Origin of the sequence: Halorubrum xinjiangense (genome assembly GCF_049604745.1) — an archaeon.
In the GTDB taxonomy this organism is placed as follows: Archaea; Halobacteriota; Halobacteria; order Halobacteriales; family Haloferacaceae; genus Halorubrum; species Halorubrum xinjiangense_A.
The window spans coordinates 2679471-2698800 of the sequence record NZ_CP187140.1 but is presented as its reverse complement, the minus strand read 5'-3'; the positions used below and the strand labels follow the sequence as shown (position 1 = coordinate 2698800).

Annotated in this window: 18 protein-coding genes; 15 read left to right on the top strand and 3 right to left on the bottom strand. The window is 73.1% G+C overall.

Going from position 1 to position 19330, the window contains the following annotated elements:
- Positions 1 to 498: 498 nt before the first annotated feature.
- Genes ACOZ35_RS14710 through trxA form a run of 10 tightly spaced genes read left to right on the top strand, consistent with a single transcriptional unit; the run spans position 499 to position 10197 of the window.
- Positions 499 to 1602, top strand: coding sequence for a nicotinate-nucleotide--dimethylbenzimidazole phosphoribosyltransferase (locus ACOZ35_RS14710; RefSeq protein ID WP_424014261.1), 1104 nt, complete (start codon positions 499 to 501; stop codon positions 1600 to 1602).
- Positions 1599 to 2945 carry a cobyrinic acid a,c-diamide synthase gene (locus tag ACOZ35_RS14705; protein ID WP_424014260.1) on the top strand — a complete coding sequence of 449 codons (1347 nt, stop codon included), beginning with the start codon at positions 1599 to 1601 and terminating at the stop codon, positions 2943 to 2945. The genes ACOZ35_RS14710 and ACOZ35_RS14705 overlap by 4 nt, the downstream gene beginning before the upstream one ends.
- Positions 2942 to 3961 carry a CobD/CbiB family cobalamin biosynthesis protein gene (locus ACOZ35_RS14700; RefSeq protein ID WP_424014259.1) on the top strand — a complete coding sequence of 340 codons (1020 nt, stop codon included), beginning with the start codon at positions 2942 to 2944 and terminating at the stop codon, positions 3959 to 3961. Before ACOZ35_RS14705 ends, ACOZ35_RS14700 begins: the two co-directional genes overlap by 4 nt.
- Positions 3952 to 4788, top strand: coding sequence for an adenosylcobinamide-GDP ribazoletransferase (gene cobS, locus ACOZ35_RS14695; protein WP_424014258.1), 837 nt, complete (start codon positions 3952 to 3954; stop codon positions 4786 to 4788). The genes ACOZ35_RS14700 and cobS overlap by 10 nt, the downstream gene beginning before the upstream one ends.
- Positions 4788 to 5531: an NTP transferase domain-containing protein gene (locus tag ACOZ35_RS14690; RefSeq protein WP_424016078.1), complete on the top strand. Its 744-nt coding sequence runs from the start codon at positions 4788 to 4790 to the stop codon at positions 5529 to 5531. Before cobS ends, ACOZ35_RS14690 begins: the two co-directional genes overlap by 1 nt.
- The gene (locus tag ACOZ35_RS14685) at positions 5528 to 6550 is read left to right on the top strand and encodes an aminotransferase class I/II-fold pyridoxal phosphate-dependent enzyme (RefSeq protein ID WP_424014257.1); all 1023 of its coding nucleotides are present in this window, start codon (positions 5528 to 5530) and stop codon (positions 6548 to 6550) included. Before ACOZ35_RS14690 ends, ACOZ35_RS14685 begins: the two co-directional genes overlap by 4 nt.
- Entirely contained in the window at positions 6543 to 7307 is a 765-nt protein-coding gene (locus ACOZ35_RS14680; protein ID WP_424014256.1) for an adenosylcobinamide amidohydrolase, read from the top strand. Before ACOZ35_RS14685 ends, ACOZ35_RS14680 begins: the two co-directional genes overlap by 8 nt.
- A complete protein-coding gene (locus tag ACOZ35_RS14675) occupies positions 7304 to 8059 on the top strand; it encodes a cob(I)yrinic acid a,c-diamide adenosyltransferase (protein ID WP_424014255.1) in 756 nt (251 codons plus the stop codon). The genes ACOZ35_RS14680 and ACOZ35_RS14675 overlap by 4 nt, the downstream gene beginning before the upstream one ends.
- Positions 8060 to 8078: 19 nt before the next feature.
- Complete coding sequence (locus ACOZ35_RS14670) at positions 8079 to 9662, top strand: cobyric acid synthase (protein ID WP_424014254.1); 1584 nt, start codon at positions 8079 to 8081, stop codon at positions 9660 to 9662.
- 46 nt (positions 9663 to 9708) lie between these two features.
- Positions 9709 to 10197, top strand: a complete 489-nt coding sequence (gene trxA / locus ACOZ35_RS14665) for a thioredoxin (protein WP_424014253.1) — start codon at positions 9709 to 9711, stop codon at positions 10195 to 10197.
- Positions 10198 to 10213: 16 nt separating this feature from the next.
- Here the strand turns inward: trxA and ACOZ35_RS14660 are convergent, their stop codons facing one another.
- The gene (locus ACOZ35_RS14660; RefSeq protein ID WP_424014252.1) at positions 10214 to 10909 is read right to left on the bottom strand and encodes a helix-turn-helix domain-containing protein; all 696 of its coding nucleotides are present in this window, start codon (positions 10907 to 10909) and stop codon (positions 10214 to 10216) included.
- A gap of 187 nt (positions 10910 to 11096) precedes the next feature.
- On the opposite strand from ACOZ35_RS14660, the gene ACOZ35_RS14655 reads away from it, so the two are divergent.
- From ACOZ35_RS14655 to ACOZ35_RS14645, 3 genes are all read left to right on the top strand, one after another.
- Positions 11097 to 12047: a hypothetical protein gene (locus ACOZ35_RS14655; protein ID WP_424016077.1), complete on the top strand. Its 951-nt coding sequence runs from the start codon at positions 11097 to 11099 to the stop codon at positions 12045 to 12047.
- Positions 12048 to 12223: 176 nt separating this feature from the next.
- The gene (gene fdhF, locus ACOZ35_RS14650) at positions 12224 to 14326 is read left to right on the top strand and encodes a formate dehydrogenase subunit alpha (protein ID WP_424014251.1); all 2103 of its coding nucleotides are present in this window, start codon (positions 12224 to 12226) and stop codon (positions 14324 to 14326) included.
- 116 nt (positions 14327 to 14442) lie between these two features.
- Complete coding sequence (locus ACOZ35_RS14645; protein WP_424014250.1) at positions 14443 to 16185, top strand: methyl-accepting chemotaxis protein; 1743 nt, start codon at positions 14443 to 14445, stop codon at positions 16183 to 16185.
- A gap of 60 nt (positions 16186 to 16245) precedes the next feature.
- Here ACOZ35_RS14645 and ACOZ35_RS14640 read toward each other — a convergent pair whose 3' ends face one another.
- Positions 16246 to 16416: a hypothetical protein gene (locus ACOZ35_RS14640; protein ID WP_424014249.1), complete on the bottom strand. Its 171-nt coding sequence runs from the start codon at positions 16414 to 16416 to the stop codon at positions 16246 to 16248.
- 83 nt (positions 16417 to 16499) lie between these two features.
- Positions 16500 to 16805 carry a MazG-like family protein gene (locus ACOZ35_RS14635; RefSeq protein WP_424014248.1) on the bottom strand — a complete coding sequence of 102 codons (306 nt, stop codon included), beginning with the start codon at positions 16803 to 16805 and terminating at the stop codon, positions 16500 to 16502.
- 125 nt (positions 16806 to 16930) lie between these two features.
- Between ACOZ35_RS14635 and npdG the strand changes: the two genes are divergently transcribed.
- Both npdG and ACOZ35_RS14625 read left to right on the top strand, forming a co-directional pair.
- Entirely contained in the window at positions 16931 to 17599 is a 669-nt protein-coding gene (npdG, locus tag ACOZ35_RS14630) for an NADPH-dependent F420 reductase (RefSeq protein WP_424014247.1), read from the top strand.
- Positions 17600 to 17893: 294 nt separating this feature from the next.
- Positions 17894 to 18946 carry a sensor histidine kinase gene (locus ACOZ35_RS14625; protein WP_424014246.1) on the top strand — a complete coding sequence of 351 codons (1053 nt, stop codon included), beginning with the start codon at positions 17894 to 17896 and terminating at the stop codon, positions 18944 to 18946.
- The last annotated feature ends 384 nt before the right edge of the window (positions 18947 to 19330 follow it).

Sequence of the window (19330 nt, the reverse complement as noted above, 5' to 3'; positions counted from 1 at the left end):
GCGAGTGCCCGCTGTGTCCGCACCAGCGAGTTGACGAATATACCGATGGTTCGCCCTTAACCGCTTCGCTCCGCGGGCCGCGTGGGGGAGCGTAGCAGGCAGCGGCCGGACCGGAGCTGGTCGGCCTCTCCCGTCGGCGCGGTCGGACGCGCCCGTCGCCCAAGCGCGCCCGGCTTATGTCCCGGGGACCGCAAACAGGTGACGGGCGCGGGCGTTCGCATCCGCCGGAGTCCGGCCGAGCGCTCGTCCGCGTCGGGCCGCGCCGATCGCCGAGCGTTCCCCCGGGCGGTCGGCCCGCGACCCGAGCGAGAGACAGAGGCACACGCCGCGACTAATCGAGGGAAAGCAGCACGCGACACGCTCCTCGACCGAGCCGCGGCCCGCACGCTCCCGACCGCCACGCGTCGATCGATTAAAGTCCACTTGTATCGATGAACCGCCAGTGGTACACATCGACGCCGCGCCGGGAAGCCCCGGGCTCGACCGAGGGGGGTCCGGATGGGCGACATGAGGCTCGTCGTCGTCGCCGGGACGACCGCGACCGCCGCGATCGACGGGATCAGCGCCGCGGGCGCCGATCCGGAGCTGCGCGTCCACACGCCCAGCGCCGACCTCGAGATCGTCGAGGCGGGGCGCCCGGCTCCGGACTCGCCCGTACCGGTGAGCCCGAGCGGCTGTCCGACCCCCGCGGTCGTCACCCGCGCGGTCCGCGAACTGCTCGGCCCCGAGTCGCTCCCCGTCGAGTTCCTCGACGCCGGGCTCGGCGCGCCGACCGCGGCGATGGCCCGGGACGTCGGCGCCTCACCAGGCGGGGACCTCCGAGAGCCGGAACCGGTCCCGGAGGCGGCGACCGTCTTCGAGCGCGCCCGTAAATTAGCCCCTGAACTCGCCGCGTCCGACGGCGACCCCGACGACGAGGGGACGGGAGACGACACTGAACTCCTCGTCGCCGAGACGATCCCCGGCGGGACGACGACCGCGCTCGGCGCGCTGACCGCGCTCGGCGAGCGCGCCGCGGTCTCCTCCTCGCTGCCGGCGAACCCGATCGAGCGCAAGCGCCGCGTCGTCGCCGAGGGGCTCGACGCGAGCGGCCTCGATCCGGGCGACGCGGCCGGCGACCCGATCGAGGCGGTCCGACTGGCGGGCGACCCCGTCCTCGCCGCCGTCGCAGGCCTCGTCGTCGGCTGCGCGGACGCCGGGATCGACGTCACCCTCGCCGGCGGCACCCAGCTCGCGGCCGCAGCGGCGCTTGCCCGACACGCGGGCGTCGACCGCCCGATCCCGCTGGCGACCACGTCGCTCGTCGCCGACGACCCGACCGCGGACCTGCCCGCGCTCGCAGACGACCTCGACCTGCGGCTGGCGGCCGCCGAGCCCGGATTCGCCGAGAGCGACCATCCCGCGCTGGCGGCGTACGCCCGCGGCGAGGCGAAGGAGGGCGTCGGCATGGGCGGCGCGCTCGCGCTCGCGGAGCGTGCCGGGATCGCCGACGCCGCCGTCCGCGAGCAGATCGCGGCCGTGACCGACCGACTGCTCGCCGAGCGCGCGGCAATCGACGGAGAGGAGGGACACCCGGCCGCGAAGGGAGGCGACGCGTCGTGAAGGGACTCGTCCTCGGCGGCACGGCCTCCGGCGTCGGCAAGACGGTCGCGATGCTCGCGACGCTGCGCGCGTTCGAGTCCGCGGGGCGGACCGTCCAACCGGCGAAGGCGGGCCCGGACTTCATCGACCCGAGCCACCACACACGGGTCGCTGGGCGCGCCTCGCGGACCCTCGACCCGTGGCTCCAAGGGAAAGGCGGACTCCGGCGCAACTACGCCCGAGGCGACGGCGACGTCTGCGTTATCGAGGGGATGATGGGACTGTACGACGGCAGCGCCGCCAGCACGGCCGGGGTCGCCGCCGCGCTCGACCTCCCGGTTGTCCTCGTCGTCGACGCGAGCGCCGGAATGGAGAGCGTCGCGGCGACCGCGCTCGGGTTCGCGACCTACGCCGACCGAACGGCCCACGACGTCGACGTGGCGGGCGTGATCGCCCAGCGGGCGCACGGCGGCCGCCACGAGGAGGGGATCCGCGAGGCGCTCCCCGACGAACTCGCCTACTGCGGCCGGATCCCGCCCCGCGAGGACCTGGAGATCCCCGACCGCCACCTCGGGCTCCGGATGGGGGAGGAGGCCCCGCTCGACGAGGCCGCGCTCGACGACGCCGCCGAGACGCTCCGGACCGACCGGCTGCTCGATCTCGCACGGGAGCCGACGCCGGCCGCGGCCGAGCCGAGTGCGGGAGCACTCGACCCCTTCGCAGGGGAAGGTGCCGAGGGCGACCACGACGACACCCCGCGGATCGCGGTCGCCGACGACGCCGCGTTCCGGTTCGTCTACCCGGCCACCCGCGAGCGGCTGAGCGAGCGCGCGACCGTCGTCCCGTTCGCGCCCGCGGCCGGCGACGACCTCCCGCCCTGCGACGGCGTCTACCTCCCCGGCGGCTACCCGGAGCTCCACGCCGCAGCGCTCGCCGAGGGCCCCGCGCTCGGGTCGATCGCGGACGCCGCGGCCGAGGGCACGCCCGTCCTCGGCGAGTGTGGCGGGCTGATGGCGCTCGCGGAGACGCTGACGACGGTCGACGGGGACACCTACGAGATGGCGGGCGTCCTCCCCGCGACCGTCGAGCGCCGCGAGCGGTACCAAGCGCTCGACCACGTCGAACTGCGGGCGCGACGGGACACGCTCACGGCAGGGGCCGGCGAGCGGCTCCGCGGCCACGAATTCCACTACTCCGCGGCCGACGTCGGGTCCGACGCCCGGTTCGCGTTCGACGTGGAGCGCGGGACCGGGATCGACGGCGACCGGGAGGGGCTGACCGAGCACCGCACGCTCGGAACCTACTGTCACCTCCACGCCGCGAGCGGGGCGTTCGACGCGTTCCTCGACGAGGTGGAACGGTGACGGGGGTCAGCTCTCTCCCGGCCACAGCCGTCACGCTCGTCGCCCCGCTCCTCTTGGCCGTCGCGCTGGACCTCGCGTTCGCGGAGCCGCCCCGTCGAGTCCATCCGGTCGCGCTGTTCGGGAGCGTCGTCGGGACCTTCGACCGAGAGTGGGCCCGTCCGGGGCTCGTCGGCGTCGCGGTCGCGGTCGCGCTCCCGCTCGCCGCGGCCGCGGTCTGCGGCGGCGGCGTCTGGCTCGCGGCCGAGTACGGACCGCAGGTGGGGGACGTGCCGATCCTCGCCGTCGCGGTCGCGGCCGGCGTTCTCTTCTCGACCGCGAGCCTCCGGATGCTGCTCGACGTGACCAGCGACGTGGTCGCCGAGACAGAGACGGACCCCGACGCGGCCCGCGAGTCCGTCCGGGCGCTCGTCGGGCGCGACCCGGCCAACCTCTCGCCGGCCGACCTCCGGAGCGCGGCGGTCGAGAGCGCGGCCGAGAACCTCGCGGACGGGTTCGTCGCGCCGCTCGGCTGGTTCGTCGCGGGCGCGACCGTCGCCGTCGCGCTCGCGGCGGTCACCGGCATCTCTCCGGACGCCGGAACCGCGCTGGCCGCGGGAATCGCGGCCGCGGCCTGGGTGAAGGCCGTGAACACGCTCGACTCGATGCTCGGCTACCGGTCGAAGCCCGTCGGCCGGGCGAGCGCCCGCCTCGACGACGCGGTCATGTTCCTCCCGGCGCGGGCCGCGGCGTGCTGTCTCGCCGTCGCCGCCCGGTCGCCCGGGAGCCTCCGGCGCGCGCGGCCGCTGGCCCGCAAGCCCGCGTCGCCGAACTCGGGGTGGCCGATGGCGACGGCCGCGGTCGCGCTCGGCGTCCGTCTGGAGAAACCGGGTGCGTACGCCCTCGCCGGGGGACCGGAGCCGCCGACGCCCGGGGTCGCACGCGACGCCGTGCGGCTCGTCGGAGCCGCGGGCGGCGTCGCGGTCGCGGCCGCGGCGGGATGGCTGCTCGCGCTTACGGGGGTGATCGCGTGGTCCTGACGGTCGCTGCGCTCCGCGGCGCGCTCGGGTTCCTCTCCCGGATCCCCGTGGGCGGTAGCGAGACAGACTGGGAGGCGTTCCGCCGGACGCCCGCGGCCATGCCGGCAGTCGGATACCCGATCGGCGCCCTCGTCGCGCTCCCCGTCGCCGCCGCGACGCTGCTCCCGGTTCGCGTGCCGTCGCTCACGGTCGGGATCGCGTTCGCCGCGTGGCTCTACCTCGTCACCGGGATCACCCACCTCGACGGCGTCGCAGACCTGGGCGACGCGGCTGTCGTCCACGGCGACGCGGACCGCCGTCGCGAGGTCATGAAGGACTCCGCGCTCGGCGTCGGCGGAACGGTCGCGCTCGCGTTGGTGGTCGTCGGACTCGTGACCGCTGGGACGGTAATCGCCGATCTGGCCCGCCTCTCCGTCGTCGACGCGGTCCTCCTCGTCGTCGCCGCCGAGGTTGGCGCGAAGGCCGCGACGGCGACGCTCGTCTGCGTCGGCGACGCGCCGCACGAGGGGCTCGGCTCCGCGCTGACCGAGGCCTCCGGCCCGCGCGCGCTGGCCGGCGTCGCGCTCGTAACGGCGCCCGTACTGCTGCTCGGGTGGCCGGCCGTCCGCCCCGACGCCGTCGCCTCGGTCGCCGTCCTTCCCGGCTCCGTCGGCTCCGTCGCCCCGATCGCCGTCGTGCTCACCGCCGCGGGCGTCGCCGCCGCGCTCGCGTTCGCGTGGGCGCGCTCGCGTCTCGGCGGGGTCAGCGGCGACGTCCTCGGCGCGACGAACGAACTCGCCCGCGTCGCCGGGCTCCACGCGGGGGTGATCGCGTGGACGCTCTCGTGATGTGCGGCGGCCGCGGCACGCGGCTCGGCGACGGCGAGAAGCCGCTCGCGCCGGTCGCCGGGAGATCGATGGTCGACCGCGCGCTCGATGCCCTCGCCGCGAGCCGGGTCGAGACTGCGTACACCGCCGTCTCACCGCACACTCCGAAAACACGGGAGCGGCTGGTCGAGAGACGGGATTGCGACGAGGGCGGGCGGAGCGGTGACGGGACCGAGCCGGAAGCGGGGTCGCTCAAACTTGTCGTCGTCGACACGCCGGGCGACGGGTACGTCGCAGACCTTCAACTGGCGATGGCCGAGGGACCGACGGCGCCGACCCTCACCCTCGCGGTCGACCTCCCGCTGCTCGACGGGGCGGCGGTCGACGCCGTCCTCGACGCCCACGCCGCGGCGGACGCCGAGGCGCTGTCGGTCCGCGTGCCAGCGGCGCGCAAGCGGGAACTGGGCGCGAGCGCCGACGCCGCGAGCCGGTACGACGACGGGGGCGGCGGAGGCGATTCACCCGCCGAGCGCGTCCCCGCCGGGATCAACGTCGTCGGGGCGCTCGACGGCGCGGGCGACGAGGCGGTCCGCGCGACCCGCGACGCGCGCCTCGCCGTCAACGTCAACCGCCCGGGAGACCGCCGGCTGGCCGAGCGGATCCTCGCCGGCGGCCAGGACGCGCCGGCGCTCCCGAGCGACGGAGTCGACTGGCTCGACGCGGGCGACATGGGCGCGACCTCCGAAGGGGGTGACCCCTTGTGAACCGCGAGCGCGCGGCGGCGCTCGGTCGCGAGCCGCACGGGAGCAGCGACGATCCCGACCTGATCGACTTCAGCGCGAACGCGAACCCCGAGGTCCCCGAGGGGGTCGAGCGCGTGTACCGGGCGGCCTTCGAGACGGCGCGGACCTACCCGCCGGAGCCGCCGGAAGCGTTTCGCGTGGCCGCCGCCGACTACGTCGGCTGCGACCCGGAGCAGGTGGTCCCGACGCCGGGCGGGCTGGCGGCGATCCGGGCCGCGGTCGCGGTCGCGGTCGACGACGGCGACACCGCCCTGCTCCCGGCGCCGAGCTTCGGCGAGTACGCCCGCGAGGTCCGGCTACAGGGGGGCGAGCCATCGTCCGTCGATGCCGACCGCGTCCTCGACGTCGACCCAAGCGGCCACGCGCTGGCGGTCGTCTGCACGCCGAACAACCCCACCGGGACCGGCTACGACCGCGAGGCCCTGCTCGCGTTCGCGGAGCGGTGCCGGACGACCGACACCGTCCTGCTCGTCGACGAGGCGTTCCTCGGGTTCACGGAGCGCGAGTCGCTCGCGGGGACCGACGGCGTCGTCGTCGCGCGGGCGCTCACCAAGCTGTTCGGCCTCCCCGGGATCCGGGCAGGTTTCGCGGTCGCGACGGGCGACCTCGGCGCGGCGCTGCGGGGCGCCCGCCGCACGTGGAACCTGGGTGCCCCCGCGCTCGCGACCGGCGAGTACTGCCTCCGGCAAGAGGAGTTCGTCCGCGAGACCCGCGAGCGCGTCCGGCGGGAGCGCGAGCGGATGCGGGCCGCGCTCGGCGAGCGCTACGAGGTGACGCCCTCGGAGGCACCGTTCCTCCTCCTCGACGTCGGCGACCGCGACGTCGACCGCGTGATCGAGCGCGCCCGCAACCGGGACGTCGCCGTCCGCGACGCGCGGTCTTTCCGCGGGCTCGACTCGCACGTTCGGGTCGCGGTGCGTCGCCCGGCGGAGAACGACCGGCTGCTGGCGGCGCTGGGCGTGGGGGAAGCCGATGTTTGAGGCGACCGTCAGCGAGGGCGTCCTCCGGCTCCGACGGCCGGGGACGCGCTGGCTCTCGACCGGGTGGGACGGCGGGCGGTCGCGGGCGGCGACCGTGTACAACGTCACCGTCCCGGAGGGGTTCGACCGGACCGACCTCGCGGCCTACCGCGACGAGCGGCTGGCGCGGGCGGGGTTCGGTGCCGGAGGTAATGACGAGAACGATAGCGACGCCGCCCCGACGCTGTTCACGGGGGTTTCGATGGACCACGCGCGGGGCGCGCGGCTCGGCTCGGTCGTCGCGTACGCGACGGTCGGGCTCTCGAACCCCGCGATGCTGCCGGTGGAGTCCGAGACGGCGTCGGCCGCGGAGCCGACGGGTGCGCCCGACTCGCGCGACTCGACGGGACGTACCGAGGGACACCCGGACCCCGGCACGGTCAACCTGATCGTCGGCACGACCCGGCGGCTGGCGCCCGGCGCCGCGGCGAACCTCGTCGCGGTCGCGGCCGAGGCGAAGGCGGCGACGCTGCTGGCGGCGGCGGGGGTTCCCGGGACGACGAGCGACGCGGTCGTCGTCGGCGACGACCCGGAGGGCGAGCCCACCGAGTTCTCCGGCAGCGCCACGGCGGTCGGCGGGGCGGCCCGCGCCTGCGTCCGGGACGCGGTCCGCGCGAGCCTGCGGTCGCGGTACCCGGACGGCGACGTGCCCGGCCCGGCGGCCGACGCCGAACACGGCGTCGTCACCGACGAGCGGGCGGAGGTTTTCGATCTATGACAACGAACCACGACGACACAGAGGCGGAGGAAGCGGAGGCATCGACCAACGGCGACGAGACGAAGACGAACGACGACGGAGTCGCTCCCGGCCCCGCCCGCACCCCGGGCGGCGGCGCGGCCCCCGAACCGGAGCCGATCGAGCCCGCCGCGCCCGAGGAGTTCGGGCTGGTCCAGGCGTTCTGGGGCGACGGCAAGGGGAAGACCACGGCGGCGATGGGGATGGGATTCCGGGCCGCGGGACACGGCTACCGCGTCCACATGCTCCAGTTCATGAAGGGCGGCGCCGACAGCGTCGAGGGCGTCAGAGGCGAGTACAACGCGATCGCGGCCGTGCCGGGGTTCTCCTACGAGAACGCCGGGCACTACGGCTGGCACGGCCTGCTCGACGGCTCGGCCGACGACGAGCACGAGGCGAAGGCGGCCGCCGCCTTCGAGCGCGCGCAGGCGCTGGTCGCGGGCGCGGCCGACGCGGACCTGAGCGAGCCGCTCCCGCTCGACGGCGACCCCGAGGACGGCGTCCACATGCTGATCCTCGACGAGCTGCTGTACGCGGCCGACCGCGGGCTCGTCGACCCCGACGACGTCGTCGCGCTCGCCGAGTCGAAGCCGGACGACCTCGAACTCGTCCTCACCGGGAGCCACGCCGAGCCCGACTACCTCGACGGCGTCGCCGACCTGATCTCGAACGTCCGGAAGGTCGCGCACCCGTTCGAGGACGGGCAGCGCGCTCGCCGCGGGACGGAGTACTAACCGTGAAATTCGTTGGCACATGACCGACGCCGACACCGTCCTGATCGCGGGCACTGCGAGCCACGTCGGCAAGAGCACGCTGGCTGCCGGGCTCTGCCGACTGCTCGCCCGGCGAGGCGTCTCGGTCGCCCCGTACAAGGCGCAAAACATGAGCAACAACGCGCGGGTGGCGCTGACCCCGAAGGGCGAGTGGGGCGAAATCGGCGTCTCCCAGCACGTCCAGGCGCGGGCGGCTGAGATCCCGGCGACGACCGACATGAACCCGGTCCTGCTCAAGCCCCGCGGCGGCGGCGAGAGCCAGGTGATCGTGGACGGCGAGGCGGTCGCGAACGCCCCCGCGTCGGCGTACTACGACGACCACTGGGACGACGCCCGCGCCGCCGCGATCGCGGCGCACGAGCGCCTCGCGGCCGACCACGACGTGATCGTCGCGGAAGGGGCGGGGAGCATCGCCGAGATCAACCTCCGCGACCGCGACCTCGCGAACGTCGAGTGCGCGCGGTTCGCGGACGCGGCGATCCTGATCGCGGTCGACATCGAGCGCGGCGGCGCGTTCGCGAGCCTCTACGGGACTCTCGAACTGCTCCCCGACGACCTCCGCGAGCGCGTCTGCGGCGCCGTGATCACGAAGTTCCGCGGCGACCCGGCCCTCCTCGAACCCGGCATCGCCGAGATCGAGGAGCGAACGGGGGTATCGATCGTCGGCGTCGTCCCGCACGACGACCCGGGGCTCCCGGCCGAGGACAGCCTCTCGCTGCCGGACGGGAAGACGGGAGACGACGGCGACAGCGGCGTCCTCGGCGACGGCGACGGCGTCCCCGACGACGCGGCCGTCCGGATCGGGGTCCCACGGCTCCCGCGCATCTCCAACTTCACCGACCTGGAGCCGCTGGCACGCGAGCCGGGGGTCCGCGTCGTCTACCTGCCGCTCGACGCCGACCTCGACGAGGTCGACGCGGTCGTCCTCCCGGGGTCGAAGAACACCGTCGACGACCTGCTCGCGCTCCGCGAGGCGGGTTTCGACGCGGCGCTGCGCGCGTTCGACGGCCCCGTGGTCGGCGTCTGCGGCGGCTACCAGATCCTCGGCGAGCGGCTCGTCGGCGCCGACATCGAGGGGGTCGGCGACCGCGAGGCGGCCCCGGGAGTCGGGCTCCTCCCCGCCGAGACCGAGTTCTCGACGGAGAAGCGCGTCGAGCGCGTCACCTGCGCGGTCGACGGCGTCGGCCCCATCGCGGGCGCCGAGGGGCGCGCGACCGGGTACGAGATTCACGCCGGCCGGACGCAGCTCCTCGACGACGAGGGGACGGGGGCGGGGCCGGAGACGGAGGCGACGACCCCGTTCGCGACCGAGCCGCTCGGCGCGGAGAGCGTCGCCACCGACCGCGTGCTCGGTACGTACCTCCACGGGCTCTTCGAGACGGCGGCGGTGCGAGACGCCTTCGTCGAGACCGTCTTCGCGAGCGCGGGCCGGACGCGTCCGGACGCAGGGAGGGCGGAGCGTTCCCCCTACGAGCGGGCGGCTGACCTCGTCGCGGATCACGTGGACCTGACCGCGGCCGGGCTCGACGACCTCGGTGAGTCGGCGGAGCGGGCAGACGGGTAGATCCGGAGGCGGAAGGTATATTGTTCTAAACACCCAATACTGACGTATGAGTGACGCAGCCGACGCGAGCGAACCGGCGGGCGACGACGCGAAGACGGAACGCGAGCGCATCCGTGAACGGAAGCGGCGGGAGCTCGAAGCGCGCCTCGACGAGGGGGAATCGCTCGACGAGGCCGTCGGAACCGATGCCGGCGACGATGGCGGAGCGGCGACCCCGAGCGAGCCGATCCACGTGAACGGAATCGACGAACTCCGGCGCGCGGTCGACGACCACGACGTCGTCCTCGTGGACTGTTACGCCGACTGGTGCGGCCCGTGTCAGATGATGGAGCCGACGATCGAGGCGCTGGCGGCCGAGACCGACGCCGCAGTCGCCAAGGTCGACGTCGACGCGAACCAGGCGGTCGCCCAGCAGCTGGGGGCGCGCAGCATCCCGACGCTCGTCCTGTACGCGGACGGCGAGGTCGTCGACCGGTTCGTCGGCGCGCAAGACCGCACGACGCTCGAGTCCGCGATCGACGAACACGCCGCCTGAGACGGAGGGAAGCCCGTCAGTTTCCGGCGAGCGTCTCTTCTAAGAGCTTCCGTTGGGCGGTCGCGAGGTGTTCGGCGAACGTCGACGGGGAGATGTCGAGTTCGGCGGCCACCGCCTCGGCGTTGGCCTCGCGGGGGCGCTCGAAGTAGCCCATTCGGTAGGCGGTCCGCAGCACCTCGCACTGGCGGTCGGTGAGCCGGCCGCGGTCGACGAGCGTCCGGTCTGACACCCCGTCGCCGCGCGCCGCGCCCTCGACGAGGTAGCGGACCTCGACGCGGTCGGCGACCCCGTCGAGCGCCGAGACGATGTCGCGGAGGCGCTCGAGGTTTGGGAGGTGAAGCGTGAGCACGAGGACCCCGTCATCGGCGCGCGCGTCCGCGATCGGGCAGTCGAGCTCCTCGATGATCCGGCAGGCGCACTCCCCGTCGCGCGGGCGGTCGTACCGGTACACCCGCTCGTCGCCGAGGTCGACGACCGAGGTGGGCGTCGGGACGCCCTCCGCGCGGTCGACCGCGTCCGGGTCGCGGGCGCGGAACTCCTCGGTGTGCGTGTCGCCCACGTGCGTCCAGTTGACGCCCGTCACCGGGCCGTCGTGGGCGGTCGACGCGGCGACGACCGGGCAGTTGCTCGTCCCGTGGATCGCGACGCCGGCGCGAACGCCGCCGGGCGTCACCCCCGCGCCGTCGTCCGCCGGCTTCCCTTCGGTTCCCATCGCGTCGAGGTTGGAACGACGGGTACAAAGGCCTGATCCCCAACGAACCGGGCGCTCGCCGGGGTGTCACCGAGAACACCCGCAATACTGAGGGCCGGTCGGTATCGGTCCCCCGTCCGGAGTCGCGGGCGTGAACCGAGCGATCCACGCGGTCGGAGCGATCGCCTTGGCCGCCGCCGGGGCCGGGATGGTCGTCGCGGCGACCGCCGGGCTGGCGGGCGGGGCCGGCGGGGGCATAGTGACGCAGACGAGCAGCGACGCCGGCGCGTTCGTCGGCGGCCTCCTCGCCGCATCCGCGGCGACGGGACTAGTGTACACCGCGGCGAAGGAGACGCGGTACGCGCTGCGGACGGACGGGTTCCGCGTCACGCGGACCGACCTCGGCAACGCGACCGCCGTGGCCGCCGGGGCGCCGTTCACCTACCTCCTCTCCGTCCGTGCGGGCGTCGGACCGGTCGTGGCGTCCGCGCTCGTGGGGCTCTGCGCGTATCTCCTGAGCGAAACGTACGGCGCCCCCGCGTACTGCGGCTCGTTCGTCGGGATGGCGACGCCGGCGGCCGACGCCGACCTCGGGTCGGTGGCGGCCGCGGGGGTCGCGGCCGGCGTCGTCTTCGTCGTCGCCAAGCGGGCGTTCAACGGGTTCGGCGGGAAGCTCGGCACGACAGCGTTCGTCGGCTGCTTGTCGGTGGCCGCGGTCGGCGGGCTGGCTCCCGGGGCGGGGTCGGTCCCAGCGCCGACCGTCGCGGCGCGGCTCGTCGTCGCGGCGGCCCTCGCCGCCGTCGTCACGTTCCTCCTCTCCGTCCGGCTCGGCCACGGCCCGGTCGTCGCCTCGGCGGTCGTCGGGCTCGTCGCCGGACTCCTCTGTCCGCCGCTGTTCGCCGCGGGCGACGCGGTCGCGGCGGTCGTCTTCTGCGCGTCGTTCGCCGGGATGGCGACGCCGGAGCGGATCCCGGGTCCCGGCCCGATGCTGCTGGCCGGCGGGACCGCGGGGGTCGTCTTCGTCGGCGCAGCGCCGTACTTCGTCGGGTTCGGCGGAAAGCTCGGCACGATCGCGTTCGCTGCCTGCCTCGTGACGACGGGCGGCCTGTCGCTGGGGCGCCTACTCGCGCCGGCTGGGATCGACGCCGTGACGGGGTGAGTCGCTGGGGTCGGCGGTAGAGTTGCCGCGGTCGGCGGTAGGGTTGCCGACCACGGGGACGTACGTCCGCCGGCCGCGGGGCGGTCGAACCGCGCGCCGGCGCGCGGCGGGTTTATTTAAAACACCACGTAGCTCCGGTGGCATCTGGAGGGTCGTGGAACCCGTACCGTGATCCGATGACCGACCCGACCGAGACGAGCGAGCGGGACTTCGAGTCGAACCCGACCGTCTGTCCGTTCTGCGGCGTCGGCTGTAGCGTCGAGTACGCCGGGCGGGGGAGCGCGACCGGCGTCGAGGGGCCGGTGAACGAGCGCGGCGAGATCTGTCCGAAGGGGGCGGCCGCGTTCGACGTCGTGGACCACGACGACCGGCTGACGGAGCCGCTCGTCCGCCACAACGGACACTTCGTCACGGCGCCGTGGGAGGAGGCGCTCGACCGCGTCGCGAGCGGGATCGGCGACGTGGTCGACGAGCACGGCCCGGACGCCGTCCAGTTCTTCGCGTCGTCGAACTGTACGAACGAGGAGAACTACGTCCTCCAGAAGCTCGCGCGCGTCCTCGGGACGAACAACGTGGACAACTGCGCGCGGCTCTGTCACGCCTCGACGGTCGCCGCGATGAGCGAGCGGTTCGGCGCCGGCGCGATGACGAATACCTTAGACGACCTCGGGGAGGCCGACTGCATCCTCGTCAACGGCGCCAACCCGGCCGAGCAGCACCCCGTGGCGTTCCGCTCGTACGTCCTCCCGGCGATTCGCGACGGCGCAACGCTGGTCCACGTCGACCCGCGGGCGAATGACACGACCGAGGCGGCGGACGTCCACCTCCCGCTGCGGCCCGGCACCGACATCGAGGTGGCGAACGCGATCGCGGCGGTCCTCGTCCGGGAGGACCTCGTCGACGAGGCGTTCCTCGCGGAGCGCACGACCGGGTTCGACCGGCTGCGCGAGCACCTCGCGGACGTGGACGTCGCCGCGAACGCCGAGGCGGCCGGCGTCGACCCCGAGGCGATCCGCGAGGCGGCGCGGGCCTACGGCGAGGCAGACCGCGCCGCGATCGTGACGGGGATGGGGACGAGCCAGCACCGCTGCGGCACCGACAACGTCCACGCCCTGCTCAACCTCGCGCTTTTGACCGGCAACGTCGGTCGGCCCGGGACGGGCGTGAACCCGCTGCGCGGACAGAACAACGTCCAGGGCGCGAGCGACGTCGGCGGGCTCCCGGGCGTCCTCCCCGGCTACGAGCCGGTGACGGACCCGGACGCCCGCGAGCGCGTCGCCGCGGAGTGGGGCGTCGAGCCGCCGTCGGAGCCCGGCCTCACCGAGGTCGAGGCGACCCACCGGTTCGGCGACGAGGTGCGCGCCGCGGTCGTCTTCGGGGAGAACCCGGCGGTCACCGAGCCGAACGCAACCGCGGTCGCGTCGGCGTTCGACGAGCTCGACTTCTGCGTGGTGATCGACCTGTTCGAGACGCGGACGGCGACGCACGCCGACGTGGTCCTCCCCGGGAGCGCGTGGGCCGAGAAGTCCGGCACCGTGACGAACACCGACCGGCGCGTGATGCGGATGCGGCCGAACGCCGACCTGCCGGGGAACGCGCGGCGCGACTTCGATATTCTCGCCGACCTCGGCCGGCGGCTCACGGACCGCCCGGCGGCGTTCGACTACGACGGCCCGGAGGCAGCGTTCGACGAGCTGACGCGCGTCGCACCGATCTACGAGGGGATGACCTACGAGGGGATCGGCGACGGCTACCAGCGGTGGCCGTTCTCGCCGGCCGACGGGTCCGGCACTGACGTGTTACACGCCGAGGCGTTCGCGACGGACGAGCGCACCGCCCCGCTCGCGGTCGTGGACCCGGTCCCGCCCGCGGACAACCTTGAGGACGGCGAGTTGACCCTCACGACCGGGCGCGTGCTCCAGCACTTCAACAGCGGGGCACTCAGCCGGCGCTCGGACCGCCTCACCGCCATGCGCGGCGAGGATGTTCTCCAGATCCACCCTGACGACGCCGCAGAGCGCGGGATCGACGACGGCGACCCGGTGACCGTCTCGAACGAGCGGGGGAGCGTCGAGGTCGCGGCCGACGTCACGCCGGCGGTCCGCGAGGGCGTGGCGTTCTGTACGTTCCACTACCCGGAGCCGCTCGCGAACGTCCTCACCGGCGACGCGCTCGACCCTGAGGCGAAGATCCCCGAGTTCAAGCACTCGGCAGTCGCGGTCGAACCGGCCGCGGAGGGCGACGCGCCCGCCGAGAGCGACGCGGCCGGCGCCGACTGAACGGCCGTCGGCGGCGCGAAACAGATCGATCCCCCAGAGCGGCGCCGCACGAGTCCGCTATCACTCGTGAGACGCGGGTGTTGTATCTTATATAACCCAAACGGGGAGCCTCCAGCATGGCTACATCCGGAGAGTACAGCCGAGACGATTTCGGACAGGGGGGCTTAAACGACGGACTCGACGCGTCCGCGCTGGTCGACGAGATCGGGCTGGACGCCGACGAGATCGCGTGGCGAAAGGAGTTCGTCGGCTTCGACGAGGAAGACGAGCGGCGACTGAGCCGGTACGAGGACGCGTTCGCGGAGAACGCGGAGCAGATCGCGGACGACTTCTACGAGAACCTCACCGGCCACCAGCAGACCGTCGACGTGATCAGCCGGTCGGAGAAGGGGCTCGAACAGCTCAAGCGGACGCAGTCGGCGTACCTCGTGACGCTCGCGGAGGGCGACTACGGCTCGGACTACTTCGAGGACCGGGCGCGGATCGGCAAGATCCACGACATGCTGGAGATGCCGATGAAACACTACATCGGTCAGTACGGCGTGTACTACGACCTCATCCTCCCGCTCATCGGCGACCGCCTCGTCGACTCGCTCACGGACCGGCTGGCGGGCGACGGCGTCGACGAGGAACTCGACGACGCGACCGCGGCGGCGGTCGAGGAGGAGGTCGACGACGCGATCGAGGACCTGCTCTCCGTCCTCCGGATCGTCAACCTCGACATGCAGGTCGTCACGGACACGTACATCCACTCGTACAGCGAGAAGCTCACGGAGGCGGTCGAGGAGAACGAGCGGCTGATGGCGGAGGTGGAAGACGAGGTCAAAGGGCCGATCGGCGACCTCCGCGAGTCCGCGGGCGACGTCGCCGATCGCGCCGCCGAGGTCGGCGACGCGGCCGAGGACCAGTCGGACCGGGTCGCCGAGATCTCCTCCGAGGTGGCGAACCTCTCGGCGACGGTCGAGGAGGTGGCGTCGACCGCCGACGAGGTCGAGCGGACGAGCAGCCGGGCGGAGACGCTCGCGGAGGACGGCCGAGACGCGGCCGACGACGCCGCGGCCGCCATGGACGACATCGGCGACGCCGTCGACGAGGTGGCGGAGGACGTCGAGGCGCTCCAAGAGCGCGTCGAGGAGATCGACGAGTTCGTCGACGCGATCAACGGGATCGCCGACCAGACGAACCTGCTCGCGCTGAACGCCTCGATCGAGGCGGCGCGGGCCGGCGAGGCCGGCGCCGGGTTCGGCGTCGTCGCCGACGAGATCAAGTCGCTCGCGGAGGAGTCACAGCGGCACGCGAGCGACATCGAGTCGATGGTCGACGGCATCCGCACCGACACCGAGGAGACGGTCGAGAGCCTCTCGGAGACGACGGTGCGGGTCGACGAGGGGAGCGAGCGCGTCGACGACGCGACCGAGAACCTCACCGACATCGCCGAGGCGGTGACGGAGACGGCGGACGGGATCGACGAGGTCTCGGACGTGACCGACGAGCAGGCCGCCGCCGCCGAGGAGATCGCCGCGACGATCGACGGGGTGGTCGAGCAGTCGAACCGGATCAGCGAGCGGATGCAAGAGCTGGCCGACGAAAGCGAGCGCCAGTCGACGGCGGTCGAGGCGGTCGAACGGACCGTGCGCCGGCTGTCCGCGGACGGCGGCCCCCGCGGGGCGTCTCGGACGGACGGCGGACGGCAACTGACGGAGGCGAGCGGCGGGAGTCGAGCGGAGGCAGCGGACGGCAGTCGGTCGATTCCGGCGGGGGTTCCGGACGGGATACCCGCGTTCGTGATCGATCGCCTCTCCGAGGAGGAGCTCCGCGCGATCGCGGCCGGAGAGCTGGAGATGGACGACGTGCGGTGAGGCGGTCGGGGTGACGCGTCGCCCGCGTTCCGAGGTCCGCGACCGCAGCCCGCACCGGTCTCAGGGCGCGAAGTACGCGTCCGGGCCCCGGATTCCAGTGAGTTCGCGGAGCGGACCGGCGCCGCACCGATCGCAGGCGGTCGGCTCGTCGGGGTCGTCCGGTTGCGCGAACACCGTCTCGCAGGCGTCGCAGGCGACGTAGCGGAGCGCCAGCGACGGCGTGTCGGTCATACGTCCGGTACGCGGCCGGCGCACTTGAACCGACGCCCCAGGGGCGTCGCTATTCGCCGGAGCCGGGGTCGCCGGTCGGGTCGCTATTCGTCGGAGCCGGGGTCACCCGACGAGGCGATCCGCGCCTCGTACTTCGCCAGCGCCTCGTCGAGCGCGTCGTCGGCGTCGACGTCGGCCGCCTCGGCGAGCGCGAGCAGCGCGAACAGCGCGTCCCCGATCTCGTCGGTCGCGATCGACGCGGCGCCCGGGTTGCGTCCGTAGTCGGTCGAGGTCGTCACCTCCTTCGCGATCTCGCCGACCTCGCTCTCTAAGTCGAGCGCGTGGTACGCGAGGTCGGTCTCTAACCCGTACTCGTCGACGAACGCGGCGACGCGGTCCTGCTCGTCCATGGCCGTCGGCTCCGCGCGCTCGGACGAGAAGCTTCCGCTTCGATCGCCGCGGCGGCGTCGCCTTCGACAGTGGCGAGGACGGCCGGTCGCGCAACCCCTAAGACGCGAGCGACCCCACGGATCGTATGAAAATCGCCATCCTGGGCGGCACCGGCGACATCGGCGAGGGGCTCGCGCTGCGGCTGGCGGCGGACACGCCCCACCGGGTCGCGGTCGGGTCGCGGGAGGCCGAGAAGGCCGAGAACAAGGCGGAAGAGTACACGACCGAGCTGGAGAGCCGCGGGCTCGACGCGACCGTCGCGGGCGGCGAGAACGCCTCAGTCGCCGCCGACGCGCGGATCGTCGTCCTCGCGGTCCCGCCGTACCACGTCGGCGACACCGTCGAGGCGGTGGCGGGGTCGCTCGACGACGGCGACGTGCTGGTCTCGCCGGCGACGGGGATGAAACGCGACGACGAGGGGTTCCACTACCACAAGCCCGGCGCGGGCTCGGTGACGAAGATCGTCGCCGACGCGGCGCCCGAGGGCGTCGCCGTCGTCGGCGCGTTCCACAACCTCGCGGCCGCGCGCCTCGCGAACCTCGACGCCGAGCTCGGGGTCGACACGCTCGTCATCGGCGACGACGAGGACGCGAAGCGGACGGTCGCGGACGTCGCCGAGGGGATCGAGGGGCTCCGCGCGCTCGACGCCGGCGGCATCGCCAACGCACCCGAAATCGAGGGGTTGACGCCGCTACTCATCAACGTCGCCTCGAACAACGACGGGCTTCACGACCTCGGCGTCCGGTTCCAGTAAGAGAGCGCGCGGCGGTTCCGCACGCGAAACGGAGGGAAGCGAACGCCAAGCGACTCGCCGCCGTTCGGCTCCGGGCGGACACCGGACAACTGACGCGATGATGCTCCCGAAGCGGGAGCGCGGGCAGCGCCATAACATCGCCGAGTTATTCATTTTGAAACTGACACTATGCGGCGGTCGGTTCGGCCCGCGATCTGTAACCGGCTGATCTCGCCGGGGAGTTCGCGGGTAGCCACACTCTCGGAATTATCATAATCTTTTAAAATACCGAACAGCGAATTACGTTATAGGACGATGCCCCCCAACAGCCGGGTGAATCCTGTCAGTATCGTGGGGGCGTCGATTATCGTCGCGACGGCAGCGGTGGGCATGCTCGCGGACGTCAGTGTGGGGGTACTCTCGCTCCAAGCCGCGGTCCCGGGTGCTATCGGGGTCGGACTGGTCGCCTACGGGTGGTTCCGAGCGGACAGCGTCGTCGGAGCGAAACGGTGGACCGTGCTGAAATGGACCGTGACGGGGCTGCTCGCGTTTACGATTCTCGGAGCCTGGTTCGGGGAGATGGCCGCCCGGCCGGACACGTCGATTCCGCTCTCGATCACCGGCTCGTTGAGCGTCGGCGCGGCGCTCGGCACCGTCATCGGCATTTACGCGACCCGGATCCACCGGTCGAACGAGCTCCTCGCGGAGACGGTGACCGAACTCGAACGGGCGAACGACCGCCTCGAGCGGAAGAACGAACAGCTGGACCAGTTCGTCGACATCGCCAGCCACGACCTCCGAAACCCGGTGAACGTGGCGCAGGGGCGGCTCGAAATCGCCCGGGAGGAGTCCGACAGCGAGCACCTCGAGAAGGCGGACGACGCGCTCACGCGGATGAACACGCTCATCAACGACCTCGTGTCGCTGACGAAGGCCGGGGACCAGATCGAGGCGGTCGCGCCCGTGGACCTCGGCGCGGTGAGCCGGTCGGCGTGGGGCAGCGTCGAGACGAAGGGCGCGTCGCTGGCCGTCGAGACGGACGGGGAGGTTTGCGCCGACGAGAGCCGGCTGAGACAGGTCTTAGAGAACCTGTTCCGCAACGCGATCCAGCACGGCGGCGAGGACGTGACCGTGACGGTCGGACAACTCGCCGAAGGGTTCTACGTCGAAGACACCGGCGCCGGCATTCCGGACCACCTCCGCGGGCAGGTGCTCGAAGACGGCGTGACCACGGGCGGTGACGGCGTGGGGCTCGGACTGAGTATCGTCGAGCAGATTTCCACCGCCCACGGGTGGAAGATAGCCATCGAGGAGAGCGCCGAGGGCGGCGCTCGCTTCGAGTTCGTCGACGTGGAGTTCCCGGAGTGACGGGTAGCCGCTCGGTGGTGAGTGGGTTTCGAATTATCGGGGAAGACGGCCGAATCCTCGGCCGCTCATTTATAAACAAGTGACTACGGATCAGCGGCGAACACCGCCAAAGCCCCAGCCGAGAGGGCTCGCGCGGCTCGTTGCGGTCCTCGCTCAGTCGCTGACGCTCCTTCGCTGCGGTCCTTACGTCGCCGTGCTTCGCCCTCCCGGCTGCCCCTTTGAGTCCCACCCCGCACCGCAACCGCCCCGCACCTCACGCCTCCCCAACCTCGTCGCGGCCGCTTAAAAGCGGCCGCGACTCCCTCGCGCGTGCGACTCGCGGCCTGCGGCCGCTCGTCGGCACGCGCCACCGCAGAAATTGTGTGCGAGATAACGTCGTCGCCG